Annotated in this window: 27 protein-coding genes and 1 riboswitch; of the genes, 11 read left to right on the top strand and 16 right to left on the bottom strand. The window is 70.7% G+C overall.

What is annotated here, in order from left to right; translation table 11 throughout:
- Positions 1–15 precede the first annotated feature (15 nt).
- Entirely contained in the window at positions 16–363 is a 348-nt protein-coding gene (locus ABD091_RS01950; RefSeq protein WP_343915442.1) for a DUF2304 family protein, read from the top strand.
- 1 nt (position 364) lies between these two features.
- Complete coding sequence (locus ABD091_RS01945; RefSeq protein WP_343915441.1) at positions 365–1,849, top strand: DUF2142 domain-containing protein; 1,485 nt, start codon at positions 365–367, stop codon at positions 1,847–1,849.
- Here the strand turns inward: ABD091_RS01945 and ABD091_RS01940 are convergent.
- Together ABD091_RS01940 and ABD091_RS01935 are read right to left on the bottom strand one after the other, a co-directional pair.
- Positions 1,846–2,124 carry an Lrp/AsnC family transcriptional regulator gene (locus ABD091_RS01940; protein ID WP_343915440.1) on the bottom strand — a complete coding sequence of 93 codons (279 nt, stop codon included), beginning with the start codon at positions 2,122–2,124 and terminating at the stop codon, positions 1,846–1,848. The genes ABD091_RS01945 and ABD091_RS01940 overlap by 4 nt on opposite strands.
- A 9-nt stretch (positions 2,125–2,133) precedes the next feature.
- A complete protein-coding gene (locus ABD091_RS01935) occupies positions 2,134–3,906 on the bottom strand; it encodes a DEDD exonuclease domain-containing protein (protein ID WP_343915439.1) in 1,773 nt (590 codons plus the stop codon).
- Between the two features lie 63 nt (positions 3,907–3,969).
- Between ABD091_RS01935 and ABD091_RS01930 the strand changes: the two genes are divergently transcribed.
- Together ABD091_RS01930 and ABD091_RS01925 are read left to right on the top strand one after the other, a co-directional pair.
- Complete coding sequence (locus ABD091_RS01930; protein ID WP_343915438.1) at positions 3,970–4,230, top strand: hypothetical protein; 261 nt, start codon at positions 3,970–3,972, stop codon at positions 4,228–4,230.
- Positions 4,231–4,279: 49 nt separating this feature from the next.
- Positions 4,280–4,486 carry a hypothetical protein gene (locus ABD091_RS01925; protein WP_343915437.1) on the top strand — a complete coding sequence of 69 codons (207 nt, stop codon included), beginning with the start codon at positions 4,280–4,282 and terminating at the stop codon, positions 4,484–4,486.
- A gap of 4 nt (positions 4,487–4,490) precedes the next feature.
- Here ABD091_RS01925 and ABD091_RS01920 read toward each other — a convergent pair whose 3' ends face one another.
- The gene (locus tag ABD091_RS01920) at positions 4,491–5,306 is read right to left on the bottom strand and encodes a class I SAM-dependent methyltransferase (protein ID WP_343915436.1); all 816 of its coding nucleotides are present in this window, start codon (positions 5,304–5,306) and stop codon (positions 4,491–4,493) included.
- A gap of 212 nt (positions 5,307–5,518) precedes the next feature.
- Positions 5,519–5,668: riboswitch (cyclic di-AMP (ydaO/yuaA leader) on the top strand.
- A gap of 25 nt (positions 5,669–5,693) precedes the next feature.
- On the opposite strand from ABD091_RS01920, the gene ABD091_RS01915 reads away from it, so the two are divergent.
- Positions 5,694–6,686: a C40 family peptidase gene (locus ABD091_RS01915; RefSeq protein WP_343915435.1), complete on the top strand. Its 993-nt coding sequence runs from the start codon at positions 5,694–5,696 to the stop codon at positions 6,684–6,686.
- A 37-nt stretch (positions 6,687–6,723) separates the two neighbouring features.
- Positions 6,724–7,926 carry a gluzincin family metallopeptidase gene (locus ABD091_RS01910; RefSeq protein WP_343915434.1) on the top strand — a complete coding sequence of 401 codons (1,203 nt, stop codon included), beginning with the start codon at positions 6,724–6,726 and terminating at the stop codon, positions 7,924–7,926.
- 101 nt (positions 7,927–8,027) lie between these two features.
- On the opposite strand, the gene ABD091_RS01905 is transcribed toward ABD091_RS01910, so the two are convergent.
- From ABD091_RS01905 to ABD091_RS01860, 10 genes are all read right to left on the bottom strand, one after another.
- Positions 8,028–8,240, bottom strand: coding sequence for a Flp family type IVb pilin (locus ABD091_RS01905; protein WP_343915433.1), 213 nt, complete (start codon positions 8,238–8,240; stop codon positions 8,028–8,030).
- Positions 8,241–8,339: 99 nt separating this feature from the next.
- Positions 8,340–8,558, bottom strand: a complete 219-nt coding sequence (locus ABD091_RS01900) for a Flp family type IVb pilin (protein WP_343915432.1) — start codon at positions 8,556–8,558, stop codon at positions 8,340–8,342.
- A gap of 151 nt (positions 8,559–8,709) precedes the next feature.
- Complete coding sequence (locus tag ABD091_RS01895; RefSeq protein WP_343915431.1) at positions 8,710–9,339, bottom strand: response regulator transcription factor; 630 nt, start codon at positions 9,337–9,339, stop codon at positions 8,710–8,712.
- A 14-nt stretch (positions 9,340–9,353) separates the two neighbouring features.
- Positions 9,354–10,958, bottom strand: coding sequence for a sensor histidine kinase (locus ABD091_RS01890; protein ID WP_343915430.1), 1,605 nt, complete (start codon positions 10,956–10,958; stop codon positions 9,354–9,356).
- Positions 10,958–11,878, bottom strand: a complete 921-nt coding sequence (locus ABD091_RS01885; RefSeq protein WP_343915429.1) for a type II secretion system F family protein — start codon at positions 11,876–11,878, stop codon at positions 10,958–10,960. Before ABD091_RS01885 ends, ABD091_RS01890 begins: the two co-directional genes overlap by 1 nt.
- Before the next feature lie 2 nt (positions 11,879–11,880).
- The gene (locus tag ABD091_RS01880; protein ID WP_343915428.1) at positions 11,881–13,770 is read right to left on the bottom strand and encodes a type II secretion system F family protein; all 1,890 of its coding nucleotides are present in this window, start codon (positions 13,768–13,770) and stop codon (positions 11,881–11,883) included.
- Positions 13,767–15,281, bottom strand: a complete 1,515-nt coding sequence (locus ABD091_RS01875; RefSeq protein ID WP_343915427.1) for a TadA family conjugal transfer-associated ATPase — start codon at positions 15,279–15,281, stop codon at positions 13,767–13,769. Before ABD091_RS01875 ends, ABD091_RS01880 begins: the two co-directional genes overlap by 4 nt.
- Positions 15,282–15,284: 3 nt before the next feature.
- Complete coding sequence (locus ABD091_RS01870; RefSeq protein WP_343915426.1) at positions 15,285–16,472, bottom strand: CpaE/TadZ family protein; 1,188 nt, start codon at positions 16,470–16,472, stop codon at positions 15,285–15,287.
- A gap of 6 nt (positions 16,473–16,478) precedes the next feature.
- A complete protein-coding gene (cpaB, locus tag ABD091_RS01865; RefSeq protein WP_343915425.1) occupies positions 16,479–17,213 on the bottom strand; it encodes a Flp pilus assembly protein CpaB in 735 nt (244 codons plus the stop codon).
- Between the two features lie 207 nt (positions 17,214–17,420).
- Positions 17,421–19,232 (bottom strand): AMP-dependent synthetase/ligase, encoded by a 1,812-nt coding sequence (locus tag ABD091_RS01860; protein WP_343915424.1) that lies wholly within the window; start codon positions 19,230–19,232, stop codon positions 17,421–17,423.
- A gap of 91 nt (positions 19,233–19,323) precedes the next feature.
- Here ABD091_RS01860 and ABD091_RS01855 point away from each other — a divergent pair, with 91 nt between their 5' ends.
- Genes ABD091_RS01855 through ABD091_RS01835 form a run of 5 tightly spaced genes read left to right on the top strand, consistent with a single transcriptional unit; the run spans position 19,324 to position 23,326 of the window.
- The gene (locus ABD091_RS01855) at positions 19,324–19,764 is read left to right on the top strand and encodes an SRPBCC family protein (protein ID WP_343915423.1); all 441 of its coding nucleotides are present in this window, start codon (positions 19,324–19,326) and stop codon (positions 19,762–19,764) included.
- Positions 19,761–20,999: an ArsA family ATPase gene (locus ABD091_RS01850; RefSeq protein ID WP_343915422.1), complete on the top strand. Its 1,239-nt coding sequence runs from the start codon at positions 19,761–19,763 to the stop codon at positions 20,997–20,999. The genes ABD091_RS01855 and ABD091_RS01850 overlap by 4 nt, the downstream gene beginning before the upstream one ends.
- Positions 20,996–21,400 carry a hypothetical protein gene (locus ABD091_RS01845; RefSeq protein ID WP_343915421.1) on the top strand — a complete coding sequence of 135 codons (405 nt, stop codon included), beginning with the start codon at positions 20,996–20,998 and terminating at the stop codon, positions 21,398–21,400. The genes ABD091_RS01850 and ABD091_RS01845 overlap by 4 nt, the downstream gene beginning before the upstream one ends.
- Positions 21,397–22,350 carry an ROK family glucokinase gene (locus ABD091_RS01840; RefSeq protein WP_343915420.1) on the top strand — a complete coding sequence of 318 codons (954 nt, stop codon included), beginning with the start codon at positions 21,397–21,399 and terminating at the stop codon, positions 22,348–22,350. Before ABD091_RS01845 ends, ABD091_RS01840 begins: the two co-directional genes overlap by 4 nt.
- On the top strand, positions 22,325–23,326 hold the full coding sequence (locus tag ABD091_RS01835; RefSeq protein WP_343915419.1) for an ROK family protein: 1,002 nt from the start codon (positions 22,325–22,327) through the stop codon (positions 23,324–23,326). The genes ABD091_RS01840 and ABD091_RS01835 overlap by 26 nt, the downstream gene beginning before the upstream one ends.
- Here ABD091_RS01835 and ABD091_RS01830 read toward each other — a convergent pair.
- Genes ABD091_RS01830 through ABD091_RS01820 form a run of 3 tightly spaced genes read right to left on the bottom strand, consistent with a single transcriptional unit; the run spans position 23,311 to position 25,783 of the window.
- Complete coding sequence (locus ABD091_RS01830; protein WP_343915418.1) at positions 23,311–24,555, bottom strand: ornithine cyclodeaminase, nickel-pincer nucleotide-dependent; 1,245 nt, start codon at positions 24,553–24,555, stop codon at positions 23,311–23,313. The genes ABD091_RS01835 and ABD091_RS01830 overlap by 16 nt on opposite strands.
- 31 nt (positions 24,556–24,586) lie before the next feature.
- Positions 24,587–24,979, bottom strand: a complete 393-nt coding sequence (locus ABD091_RS01825) for a hypothetical protein (protein WP_343915417.1) — start codon at positions 24,977–24,979, stop codon at positions 24,587–24,589.
- A 15-nt stretch (positions 24,980–24,994) separates the two neighbouring features.
- Positions 24,995–25,783, bottom strand: coding sequence for an alpha/beta hydrolase (locus ABD091_RS01820; protein ID WP_343915416.1), 789 nt, complete (start codon positions 25,781–25,783; stop codon positions 24,995–24,997).
- Positions 25,784–25,798: the final 15 nt, after the last annotated feature.

Here is a 25,798-nt window from a genome sequence, read left to right as displayed (position 1 = left end):
GCCTACCCTCGGCCCGTGACGATCATCAAGGTGCTGCTCCTGCTGGGGCTGCTGCTCGTCGGGCTCCAGGCCTTCCGCGGCAGCTCGCGCCCCGTCCACAAGGTGCTGTGGCGTGGCTTCCTGGTGCTGGTCCTGGTCGTGGGGGCCCTCGCCGTGATCTTCCCGGATGCGCTCACGTGGATCGCGAACCGAGTCGGGGTCGGCCGTGGTGCCGACCTGCTGCTCTACGGCCTGTGCGTCACCTCGATGCTGGTGGCCGTCGTCATGTTCCGACGCCTTGCGGAGCTGGAGCGCCGCTACACCGGACTGGCGAGGGCACTCGCGCTCCACGAGGCGGCCGAGCACCCCGGGGGAGAGGCCTGACATGCGTCCCGTTCGTTTCGCGGCCGTGGTGGCCGTCGGCTACCTCCTGATGCAGACGCTGTGGATCCTCACGGTGCCACCCTTCCGGGGCGTCGACGAGTTCGACCACGCCTTCCGGGCCGCCGGTGCGGCGACCGGCCAGTGGCGACTGACTGAGCCGGCCGCCGACGGACGCGGCATGGAGGTCGTGGTGCCCGCCGACCTGGTCGCGGCGGCCAGCGCCCAGTGCGACTGGCTTCCCTACCCGGGACCCGACAACTGCTTCCCCATCGACGAGGTGGGCGAGGACCAGGTCGTCATCGCGACCTCGGCAGCGCTCTACAACCCCGTCTGGTATGCCGTGGTCGGGCAGGCCGGGCGGCCCTTTGAGGGTGCCGGATCGCTCTATGCCATGCGCATCTTCACCTCGCTCGTCTGTGCGGTCGGAGTGGGCCTGGCCGCCTGGGCGCTGGCCCTGCGACGTCCCGGCCGATGGACCCGGTTCGGGTTCGTCGCCGCCCTCACACCTGTCTGGATCTACAGCACCGTCGTGCCTGGTCCGAACGGTCCGGAGATGACCGCCGGCCTGATCCTCTGGATGAGCTTGCTCGCCGTCTTCGACCCGGAGGTGCCCCCGCGCCACGAGCGATGGCTGCTGTGCCTGGCAGGCGGGGCGGCTTGTGTGCTCGCCACGTTGCGGCTCTTGGGGCCGATGTGGCTGGGCGTGGTCGTGCTCGCGGTGGTCGCGCTTGTCGGCTACCGGCAGGTGTTCGCAGTCGTCCGGCGGCGCGCGCGCTGGTGGGCCGCGGTCAGCGGAGTGGTGGTCGTGGCGGTCGTCGCGGGGTCGTGGTGGAGCCTCGACCAGGGGATGACCGGGACCTCGCTCGACGTCCAGGGGAAGGGCCCGATGCCGGAGTTCGAGGTCGGCACGAAGCCTTTCGCCTGGACCCTCGGCATGGTCGCGGCCTTCCCGCTCCGGCGCGAGACCGCCCACCCAGCCGTCTACATGTGCGTGAGCCTGGCCCTGGGATTCATCCTGGTCGCCGCCGTCATCCGGGCGCGGGGGCGCCACCGCGTCGTACTGGGCGCCATGCTGCTGCTCGTCGTCGCTCTGCCCGTCGTCCTCACCGCCGCCACGATGGACACCCAGGGCGTCATCTGGCAGGGCCGCTACCAGCTGGCTTGGGCTGTCGGGATCCCCGTGGTCGCCGGCGCGGTCCTGGATCACACCGGCTTCCTGAGGGGCGAGCGGGACAAGCCCGTGGTGCTGCTCGTTGTCCTATTGGCGATCGCGCACGGGATGTCAGTGTGGGGGGTCTCCCTCGGCGAGACACGGCGACCTGTGTCCGCGGACGACCCGAGCTGGGTGTCGCTCCCCCCGGTCCTACTGGGGGTGCTGTTCTTCCTGCTGGCTCTGGTGTGGGCGACGTGGCTCTGCACGCGACCTTGGGCGGACGAGGGCGAGGCCGTGGGCAAACCCTCGGCGGTCGAGACAGCCAGGGGCTAGTCGAGGCCCAGGGAGAACGCCGACTCGAGGTCATGCCTCGAGTAGGTGCGGAAAGCGATGTGGGTCTCGGTGGCGGTGACGCCGTCGACCTTGTTGAGGCGGTCGGCAACGACGGCGGCGACGTCGTCGTGGTCCTTGACGCGCACCAGCGTGATCAGGTCGATCTGCCCGGTCACCGAGTAGACCTCGCTGACCCCGTCGATCGCGGCGATCTGCTGTGCAACCTCGGGGATGCGGGCCACGTCGGCCTTCACGAACACGATGGCGGTGATCATGGGGCGAGGCTATCGGGCTGGCCGGTGCACCGGGCTCGGGGCACGACGTTCGTCGAAAGGGACGACCGCGTGACGGGAGTCGGACGCCGCTTCGAACATGGCGAGGTGCCGGCGTGAGCCGCCGACGGGACAGCTCCACTCTCCCTCAACCTCAACCAGGCGGACCCCGTCGGACTCGAGCCAGCGCAGGATCCTTTCGGACTCCTCCGCCGTTGCAGGGGCGCCCGGCACGGCGCGGACCGTCTCGGCGGCGCCCCTGAGCCTGTCGACGTAGCTGCGCGCGTCGGCACCCGCCGGAATCACGCCCGCCGCTGCGAGGCGGCCGTGGCGCACGACGTGAACCGCCCACCGGCCGTCGTCCCCGCGGCGGGTGGCGACGATCTCGCGGCACCGAACCAGCGAGGCGAGCCGCTGGGCCCGCGCGGAGCCGCGCACGAATGCCGCGAGCCGGTCGCGATGAACGCCAGCCTCCTCGAACCGTTCTTCGGCCGCAAACGCCTCCATTCGCCGGTTGATGACCCCGAGCACGTCGTTGGGTTGTCGCAGCAGGCTGTCGCGGATGCGGCGCACGAGCGCGCCATAGGTGGCGGGGTCGACGCTGCCATCGCACGGCGCGAGGCACTTGGACATCTCGGCCAGGACGCACGGTGTCCGGTTGCCGTGGCGCGGGAGTCGGTCAGTGCACTGACGGACCGGGAAGGTGTCGTGGAGGGCAGCCAGACAGCGCTCGGCCGCCTTCTTCGACGAGAACGGGCCGACGTAGTCGGCGTCGTCGTCGACGACCTTGCGCACCAACGAGAGGCGCGGCCACGCCTCGCGGGTGAGCTTGAGGTAGTGGGCCTTCTCCGGAAACCGTGAACGCCGGTTGTAGCGCGGCTTGTGCTCGGCGATTAGACGCAGCTCGCGAACCTCGGCCTCGAGGGGGGTCGCGCACGTGATCGAGTCGACCCTGGAGGCCAGCCCGACCATCTCACCCATCCGCGTCCGCGTCTCCGAGGCGGTGAAATAGGTGCGGACGCGGGTTCGCAGGTCCTTGGACGTGCCGACATAGAGGACACGCTGCTGCTCGTCGCGGAAGAGGTAGACCCCGGGTGCGTGGGGGACCGACTCCGCGAGGTGACGCTTGCGCCGTTGGGCGCTCGAGACCTTGGCCGAGAAGGTCTGGAGCTCCTCGAGCGTGTGGACGCCGAGGCCGCCCAGGCGCTCCATGAGCCCGTGGAGCACGTCGACGGTGGCGCGTGCGTCAGCGAGCGCCCGGTGGTTCGGCGTCGTGGAGGCGTTGAAGACCTTCGCCAGCGACGAGAGCTTGCAGTTGGGGGCGTCGTCACGCGTGATCACCCGGCGAGCCAGCTTGGCGGTGTCGACGACGTCGAAGCGCGGCCAGGCCCGGCCCTGCTGCTCCGCGAAGTGGCGGAGGAAGCCGACGTCGAACGGTGCGTTGTGGGCCACCAGCACGCAACCCTCCGCGAACTCGAGGAACGCCGGGAGGACGGACTCGATCGGTGGGGCGTCGACGACCATCGAGTTGGTGATGCCCGTCAGGACGGCGATGAACGCGGGTATCTCGCCGCGTGGGTCAACCAGGGTCTGGAACTCGCCGAGGACCTCGCCGCCACGCACCTTCACCGCACCGACCTCGGTAATCATCGACCCGCCGGCCGCGGATCCGCCCGTCGTCTCGAGGTCGACCACGCAGAAGGTCACGTCACGCAGGGGGCGCCCCAGCTGGTCGAAGCTGCGCTGCGCCTCCCAGCGGGTCGCTGCCGGTGCGATCGTGCTCACGTCGTCGACGCTAGATCGCACCGCCGACAGTCCGTGGCACGACGCGCCCTACGCTGGCTCGTCGTGAGCACCCAGATCCCCGGTCCCGCCGAGCGTTGGCGCTGCGCCGGCTGCGGCAACCTGACCAGGTTCGACGTCAGCCGCTCGCGGCGCACGACGGAGTACTGGCACTTCGACCTGGCCGGCGAGCACGCTGTCGAGGAGACCCGCCTGCAAGACGAGACGGTCGACCAGGTCACCTGTCGCTGGTGCGGCCGGTCCGACGCGATCGAGCTCGTCGCCCGGAAGGACGCGGCCGCCGCCGAGGTGCGCGACACGCCGTGATCGGGCGCTCGACGCCCCGGTTGTCAGTGGGCTTCCACATCCTGCGGTCATGGCAACCAGAATCGACTGCGACACCTGCGTGGTGCGTGGACTCCACTGCCACGACTGCGTGGTGACCATCCTGCTCGGGCCGCCGCCCGAGCTCACGATCGAGGACGACGAGATGCGTGCACTCTCGGCGCTCGCCGAGGGAGGGCTCGTCCCGCCCCTGCGCCTCGTCGAGCCGGTCGACGGGCCCGACATCGCGTCGGCCTGACGTCTCAGGGACGTCGACGCAGGACGAGGTGCATGATGTCGCCGCCGCGGTTGAGCACCGGCGCGCCGAGCGCTGCGGCCCCGACGCCGGCGACGGTCAGCGGGCTCGGGGACCGGTCCATGTGGGCGCGACCCCACAGGCCCCTCCAGGACATCGTCGGCAGCCGCTGGCCGGCCACGAGGTCGAAGCCCTCCTCGTCGCACAACCGGGACAGGCCGGCGAGATCGAAGAACCACAGGTGGGGCGACGGCAGGCCGACCTGCCAAAGCCGGTCGAAGAGCGCCGTGGCGCGGCCGCGGCGCCGCGCGACCACCGCCGTCCCGAAGAGGAGGCCGGCGCTGCTCGGGATGTTGATGCTCAGGATGCCGCCTGGTGCGAGGTGGTCGCGGCAGGAAGCCACAACCTGGCGGGGGGCCGGCACGTGCTCGAGCACGTCGTTGAACGTGATCACGTCGAACTCCTCGCCGGCATCGACGTCGTCGGGGAAGTAGCCGAGCCTGGTAGGCGTCACCGCGGCCCCGGCCACCGCCGCGTCCGGCTCGATGCCTGCGGCGTCGAACCCGCGAGCTGCCGCCATGGCCACGAACCATCCGTGCGCCGAGCCGATGTCGAGCAGCCGCGGTCCGGGGGGTGAGGCGTCCTGCACGGTCGCGAGAACCTGCCGCCCCACCCGGGCGCGGACGTGCCGCAGACCCGCCTCGCGCGCCGGCTCGTCGAGGGGGTGGTCAGGGTCGTTGATGCCGATCGGGAGGTCCGACCCCCACGTCCCGCAGCGCTCGCACCTGAAGCACCAGGCAGCGAGGTCGGCCTGCGGGGTCATCGGCGCGTGGCATACGCAGCAGGGGGGCACGCGGGCAGCATCGCACGGCAGCTCGGCTGCCGGGGGAGGCCCAGCGGCGAGGGGCCGGCGTAGTACGTATGTACCGACCTGTGAAATCGGCAGGGGAGGAGTTGGACTGCGCCTGCCGACCCATTAGTGTGTCGCGCTAGGTGCTCGTGGACGTGGATCAGACCGGATCCGCGCGGGCACCGCGCCGAGTCCGGGCCAGGGGGATGGCCATGACGGAGCCGGGGAACCACCACCACCTGGGGTGAATCCCCTGCAAGGCGGCCGCACCACGGGCCGAGGAGCAGGGGTAGGGCATGTCGTGCCCGAACCCGTCAGCTCACCCGGTAGGCGTACGACACCCAAGGAGAACGCCCGCTCGTGCTCGACGGTCGGAAGCGACTCATCAGCGTCCTGTCCGGTGCCGCCCTCGTGGCCACCGTGTCCCTCGTCCCCGGGACCGCCCAGGCGGACCCCGACATCGACGACGTGCAGGCGCGCGTCGACGACCTCTACCACGAGGCCGAGGCAGCTCAGGAGCGCTACCACGACGCCAAGCTGGAGCTCGACGAGCTCCAGCAGGACCTCACGTCCCTGAAGGCCGACCAGAAGCGGCAGGACCGCCAGATGGAGGCTGCGCGCGACCTCGTCCGCGACTCGATCATCCGGCAGTACCAGGGCGAGAGCATGTCCGCGGTCGGCGAGGTCTTCGTCAGCGACGACCCGAGCGCGTTCCTCGACCAGCTCTCGACGCTGACTTCCTACAACGACCTGCAGTCGCAGATGTTCTCGGCCTACTCCCGCGAGGCCAAGGCGCTCGACATCCGGCAGGGTGCCACCCAGCAGCGTCTCGACGAGATCGCCGCGGTCGAGAAGCAGCTCTCCCAGGAGAAGGCGACCGTCGACGAGAAGCTCGCCGACGCCAAGGAGCTGCTCAGCGAGCTCGAGGCTGAGGAGCGCGAGGCACTGGAGCGCGAGGAGGCCGCCTCCCGCGACACCACGCGCCTCCCGGACGTCGCCGCATCGGGCAATGCCGCTGCCGCCGTCAACTACGCCATGGCGCAGGTGGGCGACGCCTACGTCTACGGCGCCGCCGGACCGGACGCGTTCGACTGCTCCGGCCTGACCATGATGGCGTGGGCGCAGGCCGGCGTGTCGCTGCCGCACTCCTCCAGCGGCCAGTACGGCTCCGGGCCCCACGTTGCGGCGAGCGCCCTCCAGCCCGGCGACCTGGTCTTCTACTACCAGCCCATCAGCCACGTGGGCATGTACATCGGCAACGGCATGATCGTGCACGCCGCCAACCCGGGTTCCGGCGTGACCACGGCGGGCCTCTACTCGATGCCCTACTCCGGCGCGGTCCGCCCTGGCTGACCCGTCGTCGTCGAAGGCCGGTCGCCCACGTCTGTGGGTGGTCGGCCTTTCGTCGTTCCTGGCCCTCGTCATGGGGGCCACCCTGTGGCTGTTCATGCGGGACGACCCGTACGTCGCGCCTCCGCCCGGTCCGGGTGCCGCTGCAGCGCGACCGGCCGAGGCCGCCGCAGCGCTCCAGGAGCTCCTCAGGGCGATGGAGGCGAACGACCCGGACGCGGCGAGGACATTGGCGGCCGCGGACGACTCCTCAACCGCACAGCTGCTGTCGGCCTTAGTGGAGAATGTCCACGCCATCCCCCTCGACGACGTCGACCTCCGCTACATCGACGAGCTGGACGGGCCGGACACCTCGGGTCGCTGGTCGGCCACCGTGGCCACCACCTGGCGGGTCGCCGACGCTGACGACGAGACCCTCTCGGCCGACGTACGCGTCGACTTCGCGTCCGACGGTGAACGCGTGGTCATCGCCGGGGTCGGGGGAGCGCACGGCACGACGCCGGTATGGATGTCGGGACCGCTTGACGTCCGTCGTGATGGCGCGGTCGTCGTCATGGCGGCTGCGGGGGTCGACCGCTACGCGACGCTGGCACGCCGTGCCGTGGTCGTCGTGAGACGTGTCCTCCCGGGCTGGGACGGCTCTCTGGTCGTCGAGGTGCCGCGTCGGGCATCAGGCGTGGACGACGCGCTCGCCGTCGAGCGCGGGACCTTCCGCAACGTGGCTGGCGTGACGGCAGCAGCCGACGGGAGTGACGGGGGAGGAGACGCGCCCGTTCACGTCCTCCTGAACCCGCAGCAGATGCGCCGGCTCCGCGCCGTGGGAGCCCAAGTCGTGGTGAGTCACGAGGCCGTCCACGTGGCCACGAACGCACCTGCCAAGGAGCTCCCCACGTGGCTCTCGGAGGGGTTCGCCGACTACGTCGCGCTCCGCGATGTCGATCTGCCGGTGGCAACGACCGCGAGCCAGGTCATCGCGCAAGTAAGGCGTGAGGGGCTACCTCGCGAGCTCCCGGGTGATCAGGACTTCAACGAGCAGTCCGACAGCTTCGGTGCCGCCTACGAGGCGGCGTGGCTGGCCTGTCGGCTGCTTGCGCTTCGATCGGGCGAGAAGACTCTGCTGCAGCTCTACCGCCGGGCGGACGGTGCGCGCGACTTCGGGGCGGTGTTCCAACTGGTCACCGGTCAACGCGTGGTGGCGTTCACGCGTGAATGGGGCAGGTTCCTGGCTGACTCGGCTGACTGAGCCCGAGGGGATGGTGCAGCACGTCACGATCTGTGTGACCAGCCTGCAGGTGCTCCTTGGCGACGAGTCTGCGGCTTGGCTGGGTTGGACCGCGCATCCGTTCAGGAGTCGCAGGTCGCCGACATCGAAGCGCCAGCCTCAGCCACCACGGAGTCACACGTGTCGGAGAACACTTCCTTGACGATAGGCCCCATGGCGAAAATCGCAAGGACGATCAGAGCCGCGATTCCGGCGATCAGGAGGCCGTACTCGACGGCGGACGCACCGCGTTCGCTGCTGCGGGACGTACGAAGGTTCTGAAGAAGCTCATTCATCGGGGGTCCTAACGCCGGGGGGTCGGCTTGGTGCTGGGGTGTAGAAGCGTCGACCCCGACCGCCATGGCGACGGTCGGGGTCAACGTGAATGCCTGGGATCAGGAGTCGCAGGTCGACGCGATGTCGGTGTTGCCCGCGACGATCTCGTCACAGGTGTCGCTGAACGCCTCCTTGACGATCGGGCCGAGCGCGAAGACCGCGACCACGATCAGAGCGGCGATGCCAGCGATGAGCAGGCCGTACTCCACGGCCGAGGCGCCGCGCTCCTCCATCTTGGCGAGGCGGGCGTCCAGCAGGATCTTGAGGGTCTTGAACATGGGGGCTCCTTGTGCCTGGTCGGTGTTTCTTCCGAGAGGAGGCGAGGACCTCCATCGAGGAAATCATCGTGGATTCGCTACGCCGTCCGCAGGAGAATTTCGGAGGTTTCCTTCTAGTCACTTCGGGCTATGCGAGGTGGGAGCACCGGGGTCAGAAACCGTTGCGGCGGGGGTCGATGCTCGACAGGAGGCCGATGCGCATGGCGGTCACGAGGGCCTGGGCGCGGTTCGCGGCCCCGAGCTTCTGGTAGATCCGGGCGACGTGGGACTTCACGGTGGACTCCGAGAGATGGAGCCGAGGACCGATCTCCGCGGCACTGAGCCCTTCGGCGAGATGAAGGAGCACGTCGTGCTCACGCTCGGAGAGCCGTGCGGAGGCTCCCGTCGTGCGGCGGACCATCGCTTGCGCGAGCCCTGCACAGAGGAACGATCGAGGCGACACCGCCGCATGCCTGGCGGCCTTGACGACCTCGGTGGACGGAGCGTCCTTCCCGACGAACGCGGACGCGCCCGCTTCCATGGCGGCGAAGATCTGGTCGTCGCCGGCGTGCATAGTCAGCACGACGAGGCCGACCTTGTCGGTCTGCCGGCGCACCCGACGCACGACGTCCAGGCCGGTGCCGTCAGGAAGCTGTAGATCGGTGACGACCACGTCGGGGTTGGTCCGTTCGTAGATCTCGAGCGCCTCGCCGACATCCTTGGCGGCGCCAAGGACTTCCATGTCCTCCTGGGCGGCAAAGACGCCGGAGAGGCCGTCACGGATCAGCTCGTGGTCGTCCACGAGGAGTACGGTCGTCATGCGGTCACCTTGTCAGGTCGGGGGTCCCGCGTATGTGAGGGTCCAGCGTGTCGTGCGGGCACGCGCACCGTCACCACGGTTCCCTGGGGCTCCGCGGCGGAGATAGTGAGGTCGGCGTCGATCAGTCCAGCCCTCTCGCGCATGATGGCGAGACCGTACGAGTCCGGCCGACCGGTACCGAGGCCCGTGCCGTCGTCGCGGACCACGATCTCGGCGGAGGGGGCGGCCACCCGGCAGCTGACGTCGATCGTGCTGGCCGACGAGTGACGCACCGCGTTGTTCATGGCCTCCTGGGCGATGCGCAGCAGCTCGGCCTCGACCTCGGGACGCAGGCGTGCCGTCCGCTCGTTCACCGTGACCCGGATGGGGATTCCCGAACTCTCACTCAATGGGCGGGCGAGGCCACTGATGGCGGCGCCCAGGCTTTCGCTCGCTTGGACGTCGGTCCGGAGTGTCTGCACCGAGATCCGGACCTGGGACACCACGTCGGTGATGCGTTCGCGCAGGCGACGCAGCTGTTCTGCCTGCGCGTCGGACGCCGGCGCCGCGGCAAGCGCGTCGACCAGGTAGCCCAGCGACGCGATGTCCTGAGCCACACCGTCGTGCATCTCTCGTGCGAGGCGCCGCCGCTCGTCCGAGGTGGCGGCATCGCGGAGCCGGGTGAAGAGCATCGCCGTGTCCAGTTGTACGGCGAGCGGTGCCAAGGACGCGCTGAGCTCATCGAGGCGTTCAGCGAGGCCGTCGTCGTTGGCGCTCATGCCGAAGGTACTGGGGATCAGCCCGGTGATCACGGCCACGGGACCGTTGTTCGTGACCAGAGGCAGGGCGAAGGCTGCGCGACTCACCAACCGGCGCTGTTCGTCCCAGGCCTCGAGTGCCAGCGGCTCGAGCTCGGACTGGTCCACCGCAGAGGAGCTCGAGCCCGCTACGAGTGGGGTCAGGTGGTCGCCGCGGAAGACGTGGACCGCGATCGCCGCGACCGGGAGCTCATTGCGCACCGCCACGGCAATCCGGGTTCCTAAGGTGATCGGATCGAGACCGGATCCGAGGTCGCCGGAGAGGCTGAGCAGCTGGCGAATCAGGCGCTGCGCATCTCGGTAGGGGGTCAGCGGATCACCGATCAGGCGCTGGGCCTCCGCCCACAGATAGCTCGCGATCAGCCCCAGGCCCAGTCCCGTGACGATCCACACGAGCGCGTCGGTGGCCTCGGCGGGGGTCAGACGACCCACGCGTGCGAAGTGCACGCCGACCAACGCAAGGATCTCGGTGGACAGCGCGAGAGACACATATCGGACACCGCCGCGCAGCCCCGCCGTGAACGCCGGCACCGCAAGCGCGCCCAGGACACCTGCTTCCTGGGGCAGGGTCAGCGCCGCGATACCGCCCACTAGAACGCCCTCGAACAGGGGGACGAGCAGACTGGTCGGCACGTAGCGGTCAGCGACGGTGGCCAACGTCCACACGCCAGCCAGAGCAGCCAGTGCAGCCACGGAGTAGCCATCGCCAAGGACGACGACGGGGATGGACAGGACCAGCAGGGCAAGGAGGCGGGCACGCACCGCCAGCTGGAGGTGGGTGGCGTCCCGCGCCCGCGCAGGCATCAGCCCAGATTGTCCATGATGCTGATGACCGCCGGTCCCATGACGGCGACGAAGAGGCAGGGGAGGATGGTGAAGATCAGGGGGATGGTGATCTTCACCGGCACCTGCTGGGCCTTCTGCTCGGCCCGCTGCCTGCGCTTGACCCGGATCTCGCCCGACTGGACCCGGAGGACCTGGGCGATGGGGATTCCGAACGCGTCGGCCTGGATCATCGCGCTGACAAAAGTATTGACCTCGGGCACCGTCGTTCGGTTGGCGAGGTTGCGCAATGAGTCGGAGCGGCTGGAACCGATCTGCATCTCGCGGAGCACGCGAGCGAACTCATCGGCGAGCGGCCCCTCGGTGTTGGTCGCCACCTGCTGGACCGCAGCGTCGAAGCCGAGGCCGCTCTCGACGCTGATGGTCATCAGGTCGATCGCGTCGGGGAGCTCCCGCTGCATCTTCGCCGCTCGGTCGTAGCCGACTTGGTAGAGGTAGAGGTTGGGGGCCATGAAACCGATGAACACCCCGACGCCGACGCCGACGATGGTGACAGACACCCCGGCGCTGAAGAGCCGAGTGACGAGGAAGGCGAGCAGGAGGCCGACGACGGCGCCGATCACCTTCGAGGCGATGACTCGGTCGGCATCCCAGCCCGGCGGATTCCCGGCGAGGTCGAGCTTGTGCTGGATCCGATCGGCAGAACCGCGCCCCGTGAGGCGCTTCCCCAGCCCGAGTGACCGCGCCTGTAGGGGAGCCAGCACCCGCTCGCTGAACGGGCGATCGAGCTCCTGAGTCAGCTCGGTGGGAGCGGTGGACATCGCCTCGAGAACTGCTAGAGAGCGGTGCATACCCTGGGGCTGCGGCTTGCCGACCGCCATCGCCACGAGCACGATGGCGGCAAGTACGAGCAACACACCCATGATGAAGACCAGAGTCATGACTAGACCTCTACCTTGACGAGTCGTGACATCCAGAAGGCGCCGACGCTCAGGAGGATCCCGGCTCCAGCGAGCATGATCCACCCGACCGGTTCGGTGAACATCGGCATGATGTACTCCCTCTGCGTCAGCAGTAGGTAGACCATGAACAGGGGCGGCAACAGCCCCAGGACCCACGCCGAGAGCTTGCCTTCAGCGGCGAGCGCCGATACCTGACGTCGCATGTATTCCCGCTCACGCATGGTCGCGGCCACCGTGTCGAGAAGCTCGGCGAGGTTGCCGCCGACCTGACGCTGGATGCGGATCGCCATGACGACCCAGGCGAAGTCCTTGCTTTCGAACCGGCCAGCGACCCCTTCAAGAGCGTCATCAAGACTGATGCCGAGCCGGGTCTCGACCAGCACCCGCTTGAACTCACCAGCGATGGGGTCTTGTCCTTCCTTGACCACGGTGTCGATGGACTGAGCCAGCGATAGTCCGGCCGCCAGTGATCCCGAGATCAACTGGAGCGTTTCAGGGAGCAGGCTTTCGAACTTCTTGCGACGGCGGTTCCGCCGGAAGCCGAGGTACTGCCAAGGACCGAGCGCGCCCACGATCAGGAAGATGATCCCGAGCACCAGATTGCCCCCGCCGAGCAACAGCCCGACGACGCCGGCGAGCATGAAGATGCCCACGTGCATCAGCAGCCACTCGGCCGGCTTGAACGGGTTGCCGGCGCCTTCGAGACGTTCGGCGATGCGAGTTTCGAGCGTCTTGTTGGCGGACAGCACCCTTTCGGCCGTGTGGGTCGCCTGGGCGAGGGCTGCCTCACCTGCGTCGTCGTTGCCACGACCGACGCCCGCGACTCGCTCGGTGTAGGCCGACGCGAGGGCGGCACCCGTGAGGGGTTCGGCCTTCTTGGGCACGAGCATGACCAGCAAGCCGATGAGGCCGAGGCCGACGGCGGCGAGGCCGCCGTAGAACCAGTACGACGTCAACACGAGGCCCGAGTTCTCGGCTGCCACGTCGGGCACGGCCACAGCAGCATCGCCGATCGGGGTGAACGCCTCGGCGGACAGGTCGCCCTGGTCGGAGCCGAGCGTCACGGCGACGGTCGCCTCCGCGGCCGTCACCTCCGAGGGCACCTCGGCAGTGACCAGCACCTGCCGGGCCAGGACGTCGGCCTGGGCGCTGAAGGCAGCAGCCAAGGCGGTCGGGTCGGCGCTGATGACCTCGCCCTCGCCGGCGGCGGCCAGCTCGGACAGCGCGCGGGGCGGCGTCTGCTCGAGCGAGACGACGCTGACCTGGGTCCCCGAGTCGGTGACCGCTTCGGTCACGTCGGCCAGCTGGGTGTCGCTGGTGTCGGCGCCGTCGGAGAGGACGAGCAGCTGACGCTGGCCCTCCGTGCCTGCCATCGCGATGCCCTCGGCGACGCCGTCGTAGAGGTAGGTCTCCTTGGCGAGCTCCAGGTTCTCGATGACGTCGCGGGCGGCGTCACGGTCGAGCGTGGGCTCGAGGGCGTCATCGACCTCGATGTCGAAGGTGATGATGCCGACGTAGACGTCCTCGGGGACGGTCTCGAGGAACGACAGCGCCGCGGCCTGGGCGGACTCGATCCGGTCGCCGCGCATCGAGTCGCTGGTGTCCATGACCAGCACGGCCGTACGCCGGACCGACGTGGTCGAGTCGGCCGGGCTGGCCGTCGCCGGAGCGGCCGTGCCGTCGATGGAGACCGAGACGCTGTCAGTGTCGACCTCGGCCTCGGGCGGGACGGAGACCAGGATCTGGAGGCCCTCGTCGGTGCGCTCGACGTAGTCGATGGTGGTGCCGCTGACGGTGTCGGCGTACGCCGGGGCCGCGGCCGTGAGTGCCGCGGCCGCGACGAGCCCGAGGGCGAGGCCGCGCCGGATCACTGCATCCTGCCGGGGGCGAAGATCAGCGGGTCGACGTGGACGTTGGCGTGCTGCATCTTCTCGAGGAACTTCGGGCGCAGGCCGGTCGAGCGCAGCGTGCCCTTCGACTTGCCGTTCTCGTCGAAGCCGGCGTTGTGGTCGAAGGCGAAGATGTCCTGCAGCGTGATGATGTCGCCCTCCATCCGCTCCACCTCGGTGATGTGGGTGATGCGGCGGGTGCCGTCCTTGAGGCGGGCCTGGTGCACGACGACGTCGACGGCGGAGGCGACCTGCTCGCGGATCGCGCGGATCGGGAGGTCCATGCCGGCCATCAGCACCATCGTCTCCATGCGGGCGAGCGTGTCGCGCGGGCCGTTGGAGTGGAGGGTACAGATCGAGCCGTCGTGACCGGTGTTCATGGCCTGGAGCATGTCGAGCGCGGAGGCGTCGCGGACCTCACCGACGATGATGCGGTCGGGTCGCATGCGGAGGCTGTTCTTGACCAGGTCGCGGATCGTGACCTCGCCCTTGCCCTCGATGTTGGAGGGGCGGGACTCGAGCCGGACCACGTGCTCCTGCTTGAGCTGGAGCTCGGCGGCGTCCTCGATGGTGACGATGCGCTCGTCGTCGGGGATGAAGGACGACAGGACGTTGAGGGTCGTCGTCTTCCCGGCGCCCGTACCGCCGGACACGATGACGTTGAGGCGGCCGCGCACGCAGGCGTCGAGGAAGTCGGCGGTGGCGGGGCTCAACGAGCCGAAGCGGATCAGGTCGTCCACGCCCAGCGGGTCGGTGGAGAACTTCCGGATCGTCAGCGACGAGCCGTCGACGGCCAGGGGCGGGATGACGGCGTTGACACGGCTGCCGTCGGGGAGACGGGCGTCGACCATCGGGCTGGACTCGTCGACGCGGCGGCCGATGCGGGAGACGATCTTGTCGATCGTGCGGCGCAGGTGGGCCTCGTTGGCGAAGTGGGCGTGGACCGGTGCCAGCCGGCCGGAGCGCTCCACCCAGATCGAGTCGGGGCCGTTGACCATGACCTCGGAGACGTCGGAGTCGCGCAGGAACGGCTCGATCGGCCCGTAGCCGAGGATGTCGTCGCTGATCTCCTGCGTGATCTGGATCCGGTCGCTGTTGCTGATCGGACGGTCCTGGCGGGCGAGCACGTCGCCGAGGACGATCCGGACCTGCTTGTCGAGGTCCTCGGGGCTCATCTCCCCGCCGTAGAGCTTCGGACCGAGCTGCTTGAGCAGCTCCGCGTGCACGGTCTGCTTCAGCTCCTCCATCCGGTCCTGGGCGCTGACCGGGAGCGCACGCCGGCCGCCGCCCGAGGACGGCGTGGCGGACTCGGGCTTCGGCGGGGTGGAGCCGCTGGTCGTACCGGCGTGCTTCGCCGAGTACGTCGGGGTCGCGTCGGACTCGGCGACGGGCTGCTCGGCGGTCGCGTCGAGCTGCTCGTCGGCCTCGAAGGGGGTCTCCTCGTCGTCCGTCGACTTGCGCGCGGCGGAGAGGCGGTCACCGAGACTGCTCATGGGTCACTTCTTCCTGCGGAACCGACGTCCCGACTTCTCGGCTTCCTCGGCGGTCTGCGGTCGGCCGGCGGCCGAGGCAGGGGCCGCGGGCTCGCCCGTGAGACGCGACGAGAACTCCCGCAGCGTGGCGCTGAAGGCGTGCTGGGGGTTCTGGCTCATCAGCGGCTGGCCGGCGTTGGTCGCCGCCGCGATGTCCATCGACGTCGTGACCATGCTGGCCACGGGCATACCGAGGATGGACTCGACCCGCTCGGCACCGAGCCCGACGTTGTCGTCGGCCCGGTTGAGGAGCAGGTGGCGGTGGTCCCGGGCGATGTCGAGCATCTCCAGGGTCTCGAGGGCCACCTTGACGTTCTTGAGCGTGGGCACGTCGAGGGTGGCGATGATGACGCACTCGTCGGTCTCGTCGAGCGCGGTCAGCGTCTGCTCGTCGAACGCCGGGGCGGTGTCGACGACGATGTAGTCGAAGGACTCACGCAGGCCCTTGAGGACCCGCGAGACCAGCATCGGGGTCACGCGCTCGCGCACGTCGGGGTGGTTGGGCGCGGCCAGGACCATCACCGAGTCGCCGTGGCGGGTCAGCAGCGTCTCCAGCAGGGGAGCGTCGATCGCGTCCTCGGACCCGATGGCGTGCTCGATCGTGTGGCTGGGGAAGAGCTGGAGCGTGATCGCGACGTCGCCGAAGGCGAGGTCGAGGTCGACCAGGCAGACCTTCCGGGCGCCGCGGTCGGCGAGGGCGAGCGCGAGGTTGACCGACACGGTCGTCTTGCCGACGCCTCCCTTGGGGGAGAAGACGGTCACGATCCGGCCCTGGTGCATCGCACCGCCGGGACCGCGCAGCGCGACGTAGAGCTGGTAGGCGCGGTCGACGGCGGCCTTGATCGACTGGGGGTCGTTGATGGCGACGACGTCGCGGATGCCGGCGTGCATGGCCTCGCGCAGCGTCTGGGCGTCGACCTCCTCGCGGACGAGGATCACGCTGGTGGACGGCCGCGTCAGGCGCATCCCGTCGGCGAGGGCCGTGGCGTCGGCCTGCTCGACGTGCGGCCCGAGCACGACGACGTACTCCTCGGGCCGGTTGTCCAGCCAGGCCGCCAGCCGGTCCATCTGGTCGATGGCGTGCGCGCCGGCGGGGACCGTCGGGAGGAGCTCCTCGATGGTCTCGGACTTGGGGTCGACGACAACAGGCATGTCACATCACCGGAACAGGTCGGCGTTGGTGGTACCGGGCCCAGCCTGCACCCGACTGTCGTCGTTGATCAACGCGAAGACCAGCTCTCCGGCGCCCTGGGAGTAGAGCACCTTCTCGGCGTCGGCCTGGTCGAGCGCCAGGGTCATCAGCGTGCGAGGCAGCTGCTCGACGGTCTGGGTGCCCTCGGCGTCGGTGGTGGTGGTCTGGGTCGTGGTCGTCGACCCGACGGCGATGACCTGGACGTCGTTGAGCAGCAGGCGCGTGTAGGCCTGACCGGTGTCGTCGGTGCCGTTGAGGAAGATCGCGACCCGGCTGCCCGGGTTGATGAAGCCGGCGACACGAGCGGTGTCGCTGAGGCTCACCGAGATCGCGAGCTGCCCGCGGTCCAGCGTCAGCGCCGAGGTGGCCGTCTCGACCTGGCTGCCGAACTTGTCGGCGACGATCTGCTCGCCGGCCAGGATCCGCTGCGTGGCGACGCTGCCGGCCAGCTCCTCGGTCGAGGTCTGGTAGCCGGGGAGGAGGTAGTCCTGCGCGATGGGCTTCAGCGTCAGCTTGCCGTTCGCGGCGGCGTCCTCGATGGTCTCACCGGGCTCGATCGGCTGCACCGCGACGAGCGCGTCGACGGTGTCGAAGCGCGACTCGGCGCGCTGGTCGGCGCCGCGCACGTAGAGGAAGACGAGGGCCGTGCCCACGAGGGCGATGATCACCGCGACGACGAGCAGGATCCTTCTGCGATCCATGGGCACCTCTCCACAATCCAGGCCGATCTCCGGGGTTGGTCGGCTCGTCCCGCCCGTTCGTCGATCCCGAGATCTCCGAACCACTGGGGCAGGCTCGCAAAACTGTAATGAGAAACCTCGTGAGTCACACTTGTTTCACGAAACTGCTGCCATGAAAAGTAAAGAGGGCGTCAGACCCGCCCTGACGTACGCCGCCCGGAGGCCGACTCAGGGCAGGTAGAGGGCCGCGATCTCGTCGCGCTCCTCGCGGGTGACGACGGAGCGCTTGAGCTTGAGGCTGGGAGTCAGCTGGCCACCCTCCTCGGTCCAGTCGTGGGGGAGCACGACGAACTTCCGGATCGACTCGGCCTTCGAGACCGCCTGGTTGGCGTCGTCGACCGCCAGCTGGATCGCGGCGAGCAGCTCGTCGTCCCGGGTGAGCCGGGCCGGGTCGGTGGGCTTGCCGCGCTCCTCGGCCCACGGCGCGACCGACTCGGCGTCGAGGGTGACGAGGGCCGCCACGAACGGCTGCCCGTCCCCGACGACGAGGCACTGGCTGACGAGGGCGTGGGCGCGCACGCGGTCCTCGAGGACGGCGGGGGAGACGTTCTTGCCGCCCGCGGTCACGATGATCTCCTTCTTGCGACCGGTGATCCGGACGAAGCCCTCGTCGTCGACCTCGCCGACGTCGCCGGTGTGGAACCACCCGTTCTCGAGCACCTCGCGGGTCGCGGACTCGGCGTCCCAGTAGCCGGCGAAGACCTGGTCGCCGGAGAACAGCAGCTCGCCGTCCTCGGCCACCTTGACGGTGGTGCCGGGCAGCGGCCGCCCGACGGTGCCGATCTTGTGGGCGTCGGGGAGGTTGACCGTGAGCGCAGCCGTCGTCTCGGTGAGGCCGTAGCCCTCCAGGATGGTCAGCCCGATGCCGCGGTAGAAGTGCCCGAGCCGCTCGCCGAGGGGTGCGCCACCCGAGATCGCGTGGCGGCAGCGCCCGCCCATCGCCTGCTGGAGCCGCGGATAGACGGTGCGGGAGAAGAAGGCGTGCTCGGCGCGCAGCCGCAGCGGGACCCGGCCCTTGTCCTGTGCCCGCGACCACTCGATCGCGCACCGGGCCGCGCGGTCGAACACCCCGCCCTTCCCGTCGGCCGTCGCCCGCTGGGAGGCGGTGTTGAACACCTTCTCGAAGACCCGCGGCACCGCCAGCACGAACGTCGGCCGGAACTCCTGGAGCCGGTCGACGAGGTGGGGGACGTCGCTGGTGTGGCCGAGCCGCACCCGCCGCTTGATGCAGCCGACCTGGATGATCCGCGCGAAGACGTGGGCCAGCGGGAGGAACAGCAGCGTCGAGGGCTCCTCGTCGCCGCCCTCGGGGTCCGACGCCGGGTCGAAGAGGGCCGACAGCTCGTGGGTCGCCACGCCGAGCTCGGTCATGAAGTTGCCGTGGGTGAGCATGCAGCCCTTGGGCCGGCCGGTCGTGCCCGAGGTGTAGATCAGGGTGGCCAGGTCGAGCGGCGTGGCGGCCGTACGTCGGGCCTCGAGCTCGGCGTCGCTGACGTCCGCGCCGAGGCGGGTGAGGACGTCCACGGCGTTGTCGTCGATCGACCAGACATGGCGGAGCTCCTCGAGGTCGCCGCGGACCTCGGCCACCTTGGCCAGGTGGCCCGCGCCCTCGGCGACGACGGCGGTGGCGGCGGAGTCGCGCAGGATCCAGCCGACCTGCTCCGCGGAGGAGGTCTCGTAGACGGGCACGGTCACGGCGCCGGCGAACCAGATCGCGTAGTCCAGCAGGGTCCACTCGTAGCGGGTGCGCGAGATGAGCGCCACGCGGTCGCCGGCGGCGACTCCGGCCGCGACGAGTCCCTTGGCCACGTCGCGCACCTCGAGCAGGAACTGGGCGGCGGTCACGTCGACCCAGTCGCCGTCGGCGAAGCGCGCCAGCACGACGGCGTCGGGGTGGTCGGTCCCGTTGGCGACCACGTCGTCGGTGAGGTTGCCCGTCGTCGGGATCTCGATCACGGACGGCGTGGAGTACTCACGCACGCGGGCCTCCTGGGCGGTGCTGGGACGCTGCTCTGGAAAAGGGACGGTCGCGCGAAAGGCTATCGCCCCGGGTGGGCTAGGCTCGCTGGCCATGGCGGAGCAGACCACTTCCTCGATCGTCGTCGACGCGGAACCCGCCGCCGTGATGGAGGTCATCGGCGACTTCGGGTCCTACCCCGACTGGGCCAAGGGCGTCCAGGAGGCGCGGATCGTCGAGGACGGCCCCGACGGCTGGGCGCGCAAGGTGTTCTTCCGGCTCGACGTCTCGCCGATCAAGGACGAGTACACGCTCGTCTACGACTGGGACGGCTACGACGAAGTCACCTGGACCCTCGACGAGGGCAAGATGCTCAGCGCCCTCGACGGGGCCTACGTGCTCCGCGACCTCGGCAACGGCCGCACCGAGGTGACCTACCGGCTCGCGCTCGACCTCTCGATCCCGCTGATCGGCATGCTCAAGCGCAAGGGCGAGAAGATCCTGATCGACACCGCGCTCAAGGGCCTGAAGAAGCGCGTCGAACAGCGCTCGTGAGGATCCTGCTCTTCACGGGCAAGGGCGGGGTCGGCAAGTCGACGGTGGCAGCCGGCACGGCCGCCCTCGCCGCGGCGTCCGGCCACCGCACCCTCGTCCTGTCGACCGACGCGGCCCACTCCCTGGCCGACGCGTTCGGACAGCCGGTCGGCCCCGAGCCCACGGAGGTGGCGGAGCGCCTCTTTGTCCAGCAGGTCGATGCCCAGCTCCGCTTCGAGCAGTCGTGGGCCGAGATCCAGCACTACCTGCTGTCGGTGCTCGACGTCGCGGGCGTCGACCCGGTCGCGGCCGAGGAGCTGACGGTGATCCCCGGCGCCGAGGAGGTCCTGGCGCTCCTCGAGCTGCGCGAGCAGGCACGGTCGGGGGAGTGGGACGTCGTGGTCGTCGACTGCGCGCCCACCGCCGAGACCCTGCGGCTGCTCGCGCTGCCCGAGGCGCTGGGCTGGTACATGCAGCGGGTGCTGCCGGTGCAGCGTCGTGTGGTCCGCACCCTCAAGCCGGTCCTGAACCGCGCGACCGGCGTCCCGATGCCGGAGGGATCGGTCTTCGACGCCGTCGAGCGGCTCCACGCCGAGCTCGACGAGGTCCGCGCGCTCCTGACCGGGCCGGACGCCAGCGTCCGGCTGGTGCTGACGCCGGAGTCCGTCGTGCTGGCCGAGGCACGCCGGTCGTGGACGACGCTGTCGCTCTACGGCTACCGGGTCGACGGCGTGGTCGCCAACCGGGTCTTCCCGGCCGAGGGCGCCGACGAGTGGCGCGCCGGCTGGGTCGCGGCCCAGGCCGGCGTCCTCGAGCAGGTCGTCCAGTCGTTCGCCGGTCTGCCGCTGTGGCGCTCGCCCTACCGCCCGGGGGAGCCGGTCGGTGTCGAGGCGCTGTCAGCCCTCGCCGCCGAGGTGTACGCCGCCGACGACCCGCTCGCCTCGCCGACCGGCGACGGGCCGTTCCGGGTGGTGCGGACCGCGGGCGGCGCGGTGCTCCACCTCGCCCTGCCCTTCGTCAACCGCGCGGACGTCGACCTCGCGCGCCACGGTGACGAGCTCGTCGTCACCCTCCGCCCGGCCAGCGGCGCGCCGTCCATGCCCGGGAGCGGTGCGCCGGGCGCGGCGGTGGGGTCGTATCGTCGGCTGCTGACCCTGCCGGCCGCGCTGGCCCGCCACCGCACCGCGGGGGCGCGCGTGGAGCAGGGTGAGCTGCAGGTCCGGTTCGAGGAGACCCCGGGGGTGAGTCAGAGTTGAGCGAGCACGGAGGACCCGAGGGTCCCGAGGACGTCGGGAGCGTCGGCGAGGAGGCCGCGAAGCTCTTCGGCGCGCTCTCCGACTGGGCGCGCGACCACGGCGGCGACCTCGGCAGCGGCCTCTCCGGCGGCCTCGGCGACCTGGCGAGCCACGCCTCCGACGCCGTCCGCAGCGTCGACGAGCACCTCGCCACCGGCGCCCCGGAGTGCCAGTGGTGCCCGGTGTGCCGCACGGTCCACGCGATCCGCGAGGTGAGTCCGGAGGTGCGCGAGCACCTAGCGAGCGCCGCGGCCTCCCTCATGCAGGCCGCCGCAGGCGTCCTCGCCGCCACCCAGCAGCACGGCAACGCCCGGCAGTCGGGCGTGGAGCACATCGACCTCGACCCGGAGGACCAGGCATGACTCTCGCGTGCGGCATCGACGTCGGTGGCACCAAGATCGCCGGTGGCGTGGTCGACGAGCAGGGCACCATCGTCGACCAGCTCCGGGTGGAGTCGCCCGCCGAGGACCCCGCCGCCATCGAGCACGCGATCGTCGAGCTCGTACGGCAGCTGGCCGAGCGCCACGACTTCTCCGCCGTGGGCGTGGGTGCGCCCGGCTACGTCGCCGCCGACCGCGCCCGGGTGCTCTTCGCGCCCAACGTCGCCTGGGTCGACGTCGACGTGAAGGGCGACCTCGAGGCCGAGCTCGGCGTCGACTCCGGCATGACCGTCGTCGTCGAGAACGACGCCAACGCGGCCGCCTGGGGCGAGTTCCGCTTCGGGGCCGGCCACGACGTCGACGACCTGATGCTCGTCACCGTCGGCACCGGCGTGGGCGGCGGGCTCGTCCTCGACGGTGAGCTCTACCGCGGCGCCTACGGCGTGGGCGCCGAGATCGGCCACCTCCGGGTCGTCCCCGACGGCATCCTCTGCGGCTGCGGACACCACGGCTGCTTCGAGCAGTACGGCAGCGGCAGCGCCCTGGTCCGCGAGGCGCGCCAGATCGCCGCCAACGGGGTCCCGGCCGCGGAGCCGCTGCTTGCCCGCGCCGACGGCAAGGTCGACGCCATCGACGGCCCCATGATCACCGCGGCCGCCCGCGAGGGCGACGCCTTCGCCCTCGGCCGGCTGGCCGAGCTCGGCCGCTGGCTGGGCGCAGGCATCGCCTCGCTCGTCACCGTCCTCGACCCGGCCGTGGTCGCGATCGGCGGCGGCGTCAGCGAGGCCGACGACCTGCTGCTCGAGCCGCTGCGCGAGTCGTTCGGCGTCCACCTGCCCGGCCGCGAGCACCGCCCCCTCGCCGAGATCCGCCGGGCGACGCTCGGCAACGCCGCCGGGATCATCGGTGCCGCCGACCTCGCCCGACGCTGACGCCTCCCTCGACGACGCGGTCGTCGTCGGGGTCGACGTCGGGGGCAGCAAGGTCCTCGCGGCGGCCGTCGCGGCCGACGGGCGCCCGGGTCGGCTGGCCCGCGGCGTCACGCCGGGACGCGTGGTCGCGCCCGAGGCCGTCGAGGACGCCCTCGTCGAGTCCGTACGCCGCGCCGCAGGCGACCGGCCGGTGGCGGCCGTCGGGGTCGCCGCCGCGGGCTTCGTCGACGCCGTCGGCTCCCGGGTGATGTTCGCGCCCCACCTGCCGTGGCGGGGTGAGGACGTCAAGTCGGTCCTCGCCGACCGGCTCGGCGTCCCGGTGCTGCTCGACAACGACGCCAACTGCGCCGCCCACGCCGAGTCGACCTTCGGCGCCGGCCGCGGCAGCGGCTCGATGCTTCTGGTGACGATGGGGACCGGCATCGGCGGGGCGCTGGTCCTCGACGACCGGGTGTGGCGGGGCGCGACGGGCATGGCCGGCGAGTTCGGCCACATGCAGGTCGTGCCGGACGGCGCGCCGTGCGAGTGCGGGAGGCGTGGCTGCTGGGAGCAGTACTGCTCCGGCAACGCCCTGGTCCGTGACGCCCGGGCCCGCATCGGCAGCGAGCCCACGGTCCTGGCCGAGCTGTGCGGCGGCGATCCCGCTCGCCTCACCGGGCCGATGGTGACCGAGGCTGCCGAGGAGGGCGACCTCGTCGCCCGGGGTGCGTTCGCCCGCGTCGGGGACTGGCTCGGGGTGGGCATCGCCAACCTCGTGGCTGCCTTCGACCCGGAGCTGGTCGTCATCGGTGGCGGGGTCTCCGAGGCCGGGGACCGGCTGCTCGACCCCGCCCGCGAGGCGCTCGCCCGGACCCTGGTCGGGGCGGGTCACCGCGACCTGCCGTCGGTCGTCCCCGCCACGCTCGGCCCGGCCGCCGGGCTCGTCGGGGCCGCCGCGCTGGCCCGCGCGGCGTACCGGGACTACGGCCGCTTGTAGTCCGGGACCAGCTCGCGCGCCAGCTGCTCGAGGAAGAGACCGACGTCGGTGACGATGCCGCGGGCCTGCGAGGAGCCGCGGTCGGCGAGCTTGGTGACGGTCGCCGGGTTGATGTCGACGCAGACGAGCGGGATGGACGCCGGCAGGATGTTGCCGGTCGCGACCGAGTGGAGCATGGTCGCCACCATCAGGCAGAAGCCGACGTCGGGCAGCGCCGCGCGCATCGCGCGCTGGCCGTCGATCACGTCGGTGTGGACGTCGGGGAGCGGGCCGTCGTCGCGGACCGAGCCGACGAGGACGAACTCCTTCTCGTGGGTCACGAGCGCGTGCATGATGCCGCCGGTCAGGACGCCCTGGTCGACGGCCGCCTTGATCGAGCCGGCCTTGCGGATCGTGTTGAGCGCCCGGATGTGGTGCTCGTGGCCGTGCTCCACGCCGTGGCCGTGGGAGAGGTCCACGCCCAGGCTGGTGCCGTAGAGCGACGACTCGATGTCGTGGGTGGCCAGCGCGTTGCCGGCGAAGAGGATGTCGACGAAGCCGGCGTGGGCCATCGCGACCATCGCGGGCGCGGCGCCGGTGTGGACGACGCCGGGGCCGCCGACCCACAGCACCTTCTTGCCGGCCGCCTTGGCCTCGCGCATGCCGTCGGCGACCTGGCGGACGAGCACGGCCTGCGGCTTCTCCGACGACACGTCGGACTCCATGAAGCCGAAGGACTCGCCGGAGCCCTCGACCTCGGGGACCTCGACCCGGATGCCGGAGGCGCCGGTGACGACCCAGGTGCCGGCCCTGATGTCGGACATCGGGAGCGTGCGCACGGTCGTCGGAGCTCCCGCGTCGTCGACGGTGACCACGAGGCCGCAGTCCATCTCGGGGTTCTCGACCTCGAGCCACCTGCCCTGCAGCCGCACCTTGGTGGGCAGGTTGGTCGTCGAGTAGAAGCCGTCCGGGAAGACCCCGTCCTGCTCGGCCTGCGCCATCGTCGCCTCGCCCGGGTCGGTCTGGTTGACCCCACGGGTCTGCAGCCGCATCAGCAGCCGCTGCAGCGACTCGTCGTCGTCGGCGGTGACGTCGATCCACGCGGTGGACTGGTCGGCCGCCTCGTGGCCGACGTCGATCTTGGTGATGACCCAGTCGCCGCCGTACTCGCGGATGTCGTCGAGGATGCGGCTGAGGATGCCGCTGTCCATGAGGTGGCCGGTGACTTCGACGGTTTCCTTGACGCTCACGGTCGCGAGCGTAGCGACAGTAGGGCGGAGGTCAGACCCGCGCCCCGTCGTCCCACGGGTCGCGCCCGCCGCGCTTCATCGTCAGCACGAGGTAGACGAAGCTCCCGACGAACCCCACGACCATCAGGTAGCCCAGCCACGACGGCAGCGAGACACCGCCGAGCAGCGCGACCAGCATCACCGCGGGGATGCCGAGGACGCCGAGCCAGGGGAGGTGCTCCGGGAACCGGATCGGCGGCAGCGGGCCGGGGTCGGGCGGCACGAAGCGGTCCTCCGGCTCGACCTCGGGGGCCGCGGCCGGGAGCGCGACCTCGAACGAGGTGGTGAACGTCGGCGGAGCGGGCGGGTCGTCGACCTCGGCTCGCTCGCCGTAGTTCTCGACGATGGCCTGCCAGGCCTCGTCGTCGTTGCTCGTGCCGCTCACGCGGACGAGGGTACGTCAGCCCCGGTCGGTGACCCGGGCGACGAACTCGGCGGATCCGGCGAAGATGTCGTCGGCGTCGTGGTCGAGCGTCGCGACGTGATAGCTGTTGGTCAGCACCCGGTGGTCGGTGTCGCGCGAGGAGACCGCGGTCAGCACCGTGTCGGCCGACGACTGGTCGATGACGTGGTCCTCGGCGGACTGGAAGTAGAGGACCGGCTGGGTGACCTTCGGCAGGTCCGGCACGAGCGCCTGCCACAGGCGCGTGACCTGGTAGAGCCCCTTGATCGGGAGCCGGGGGTAGCCGACCTCGTCCTGGCCCGGCTTCTTGATGTCGTTGACGACGCCCTTGAGCGACGGCACGACCCGCTGGAGCACGGGCAGGGCGAGCAGCTCCTTGCGGGTGCTCGAGACGAACGGGTTGACCAGCACGATGCCGGCGACGTCGCCCGGGCGCTCCTCGGCCAGCCGCAGCACGACGGAGCCGCCCATCGACAGCCCGGCCACGACGACGGCCTCGCAGGAGGCGAGCAGCCGGTCCAGCGCAGCCGACGCGGTGTCGAGCCAGTCGGTCCACGCCACCTCGTTGAGGTCCTGCCACCGGGTGCCGTGGCCCGGCAGCAGCGGCACCTCCACGGCGTACCCCTGCTCGGCGAGGTGTTCGCCCCACGGTCGCATCGACGCCGGCGACCCGGTGAAGCCGTGGACGAGCAGGACGCCGATCGAGCGGCCGCCCGTCCGGTCCGGGGTGGCGGGCGCGGACCAGGGGCGCGTGAGCGGGTGCGACGACGCGGGCGACGAGGGCATGGCGGGATTGTGCAC

This window comes from Nocardioides aestuarii, assembly GCF_039527245.1.
Lineage (GTDB): Bacteria > Actinomycetota > Actinomycetes > Propionibacteriales > Nocardioidaceae > Nocardioides > Nocardioides aestuarii.
Note: the sequence above shows the minus strand (reverse complement) of the source record. Positions and strands in the feature narration are given on the sequence as shown.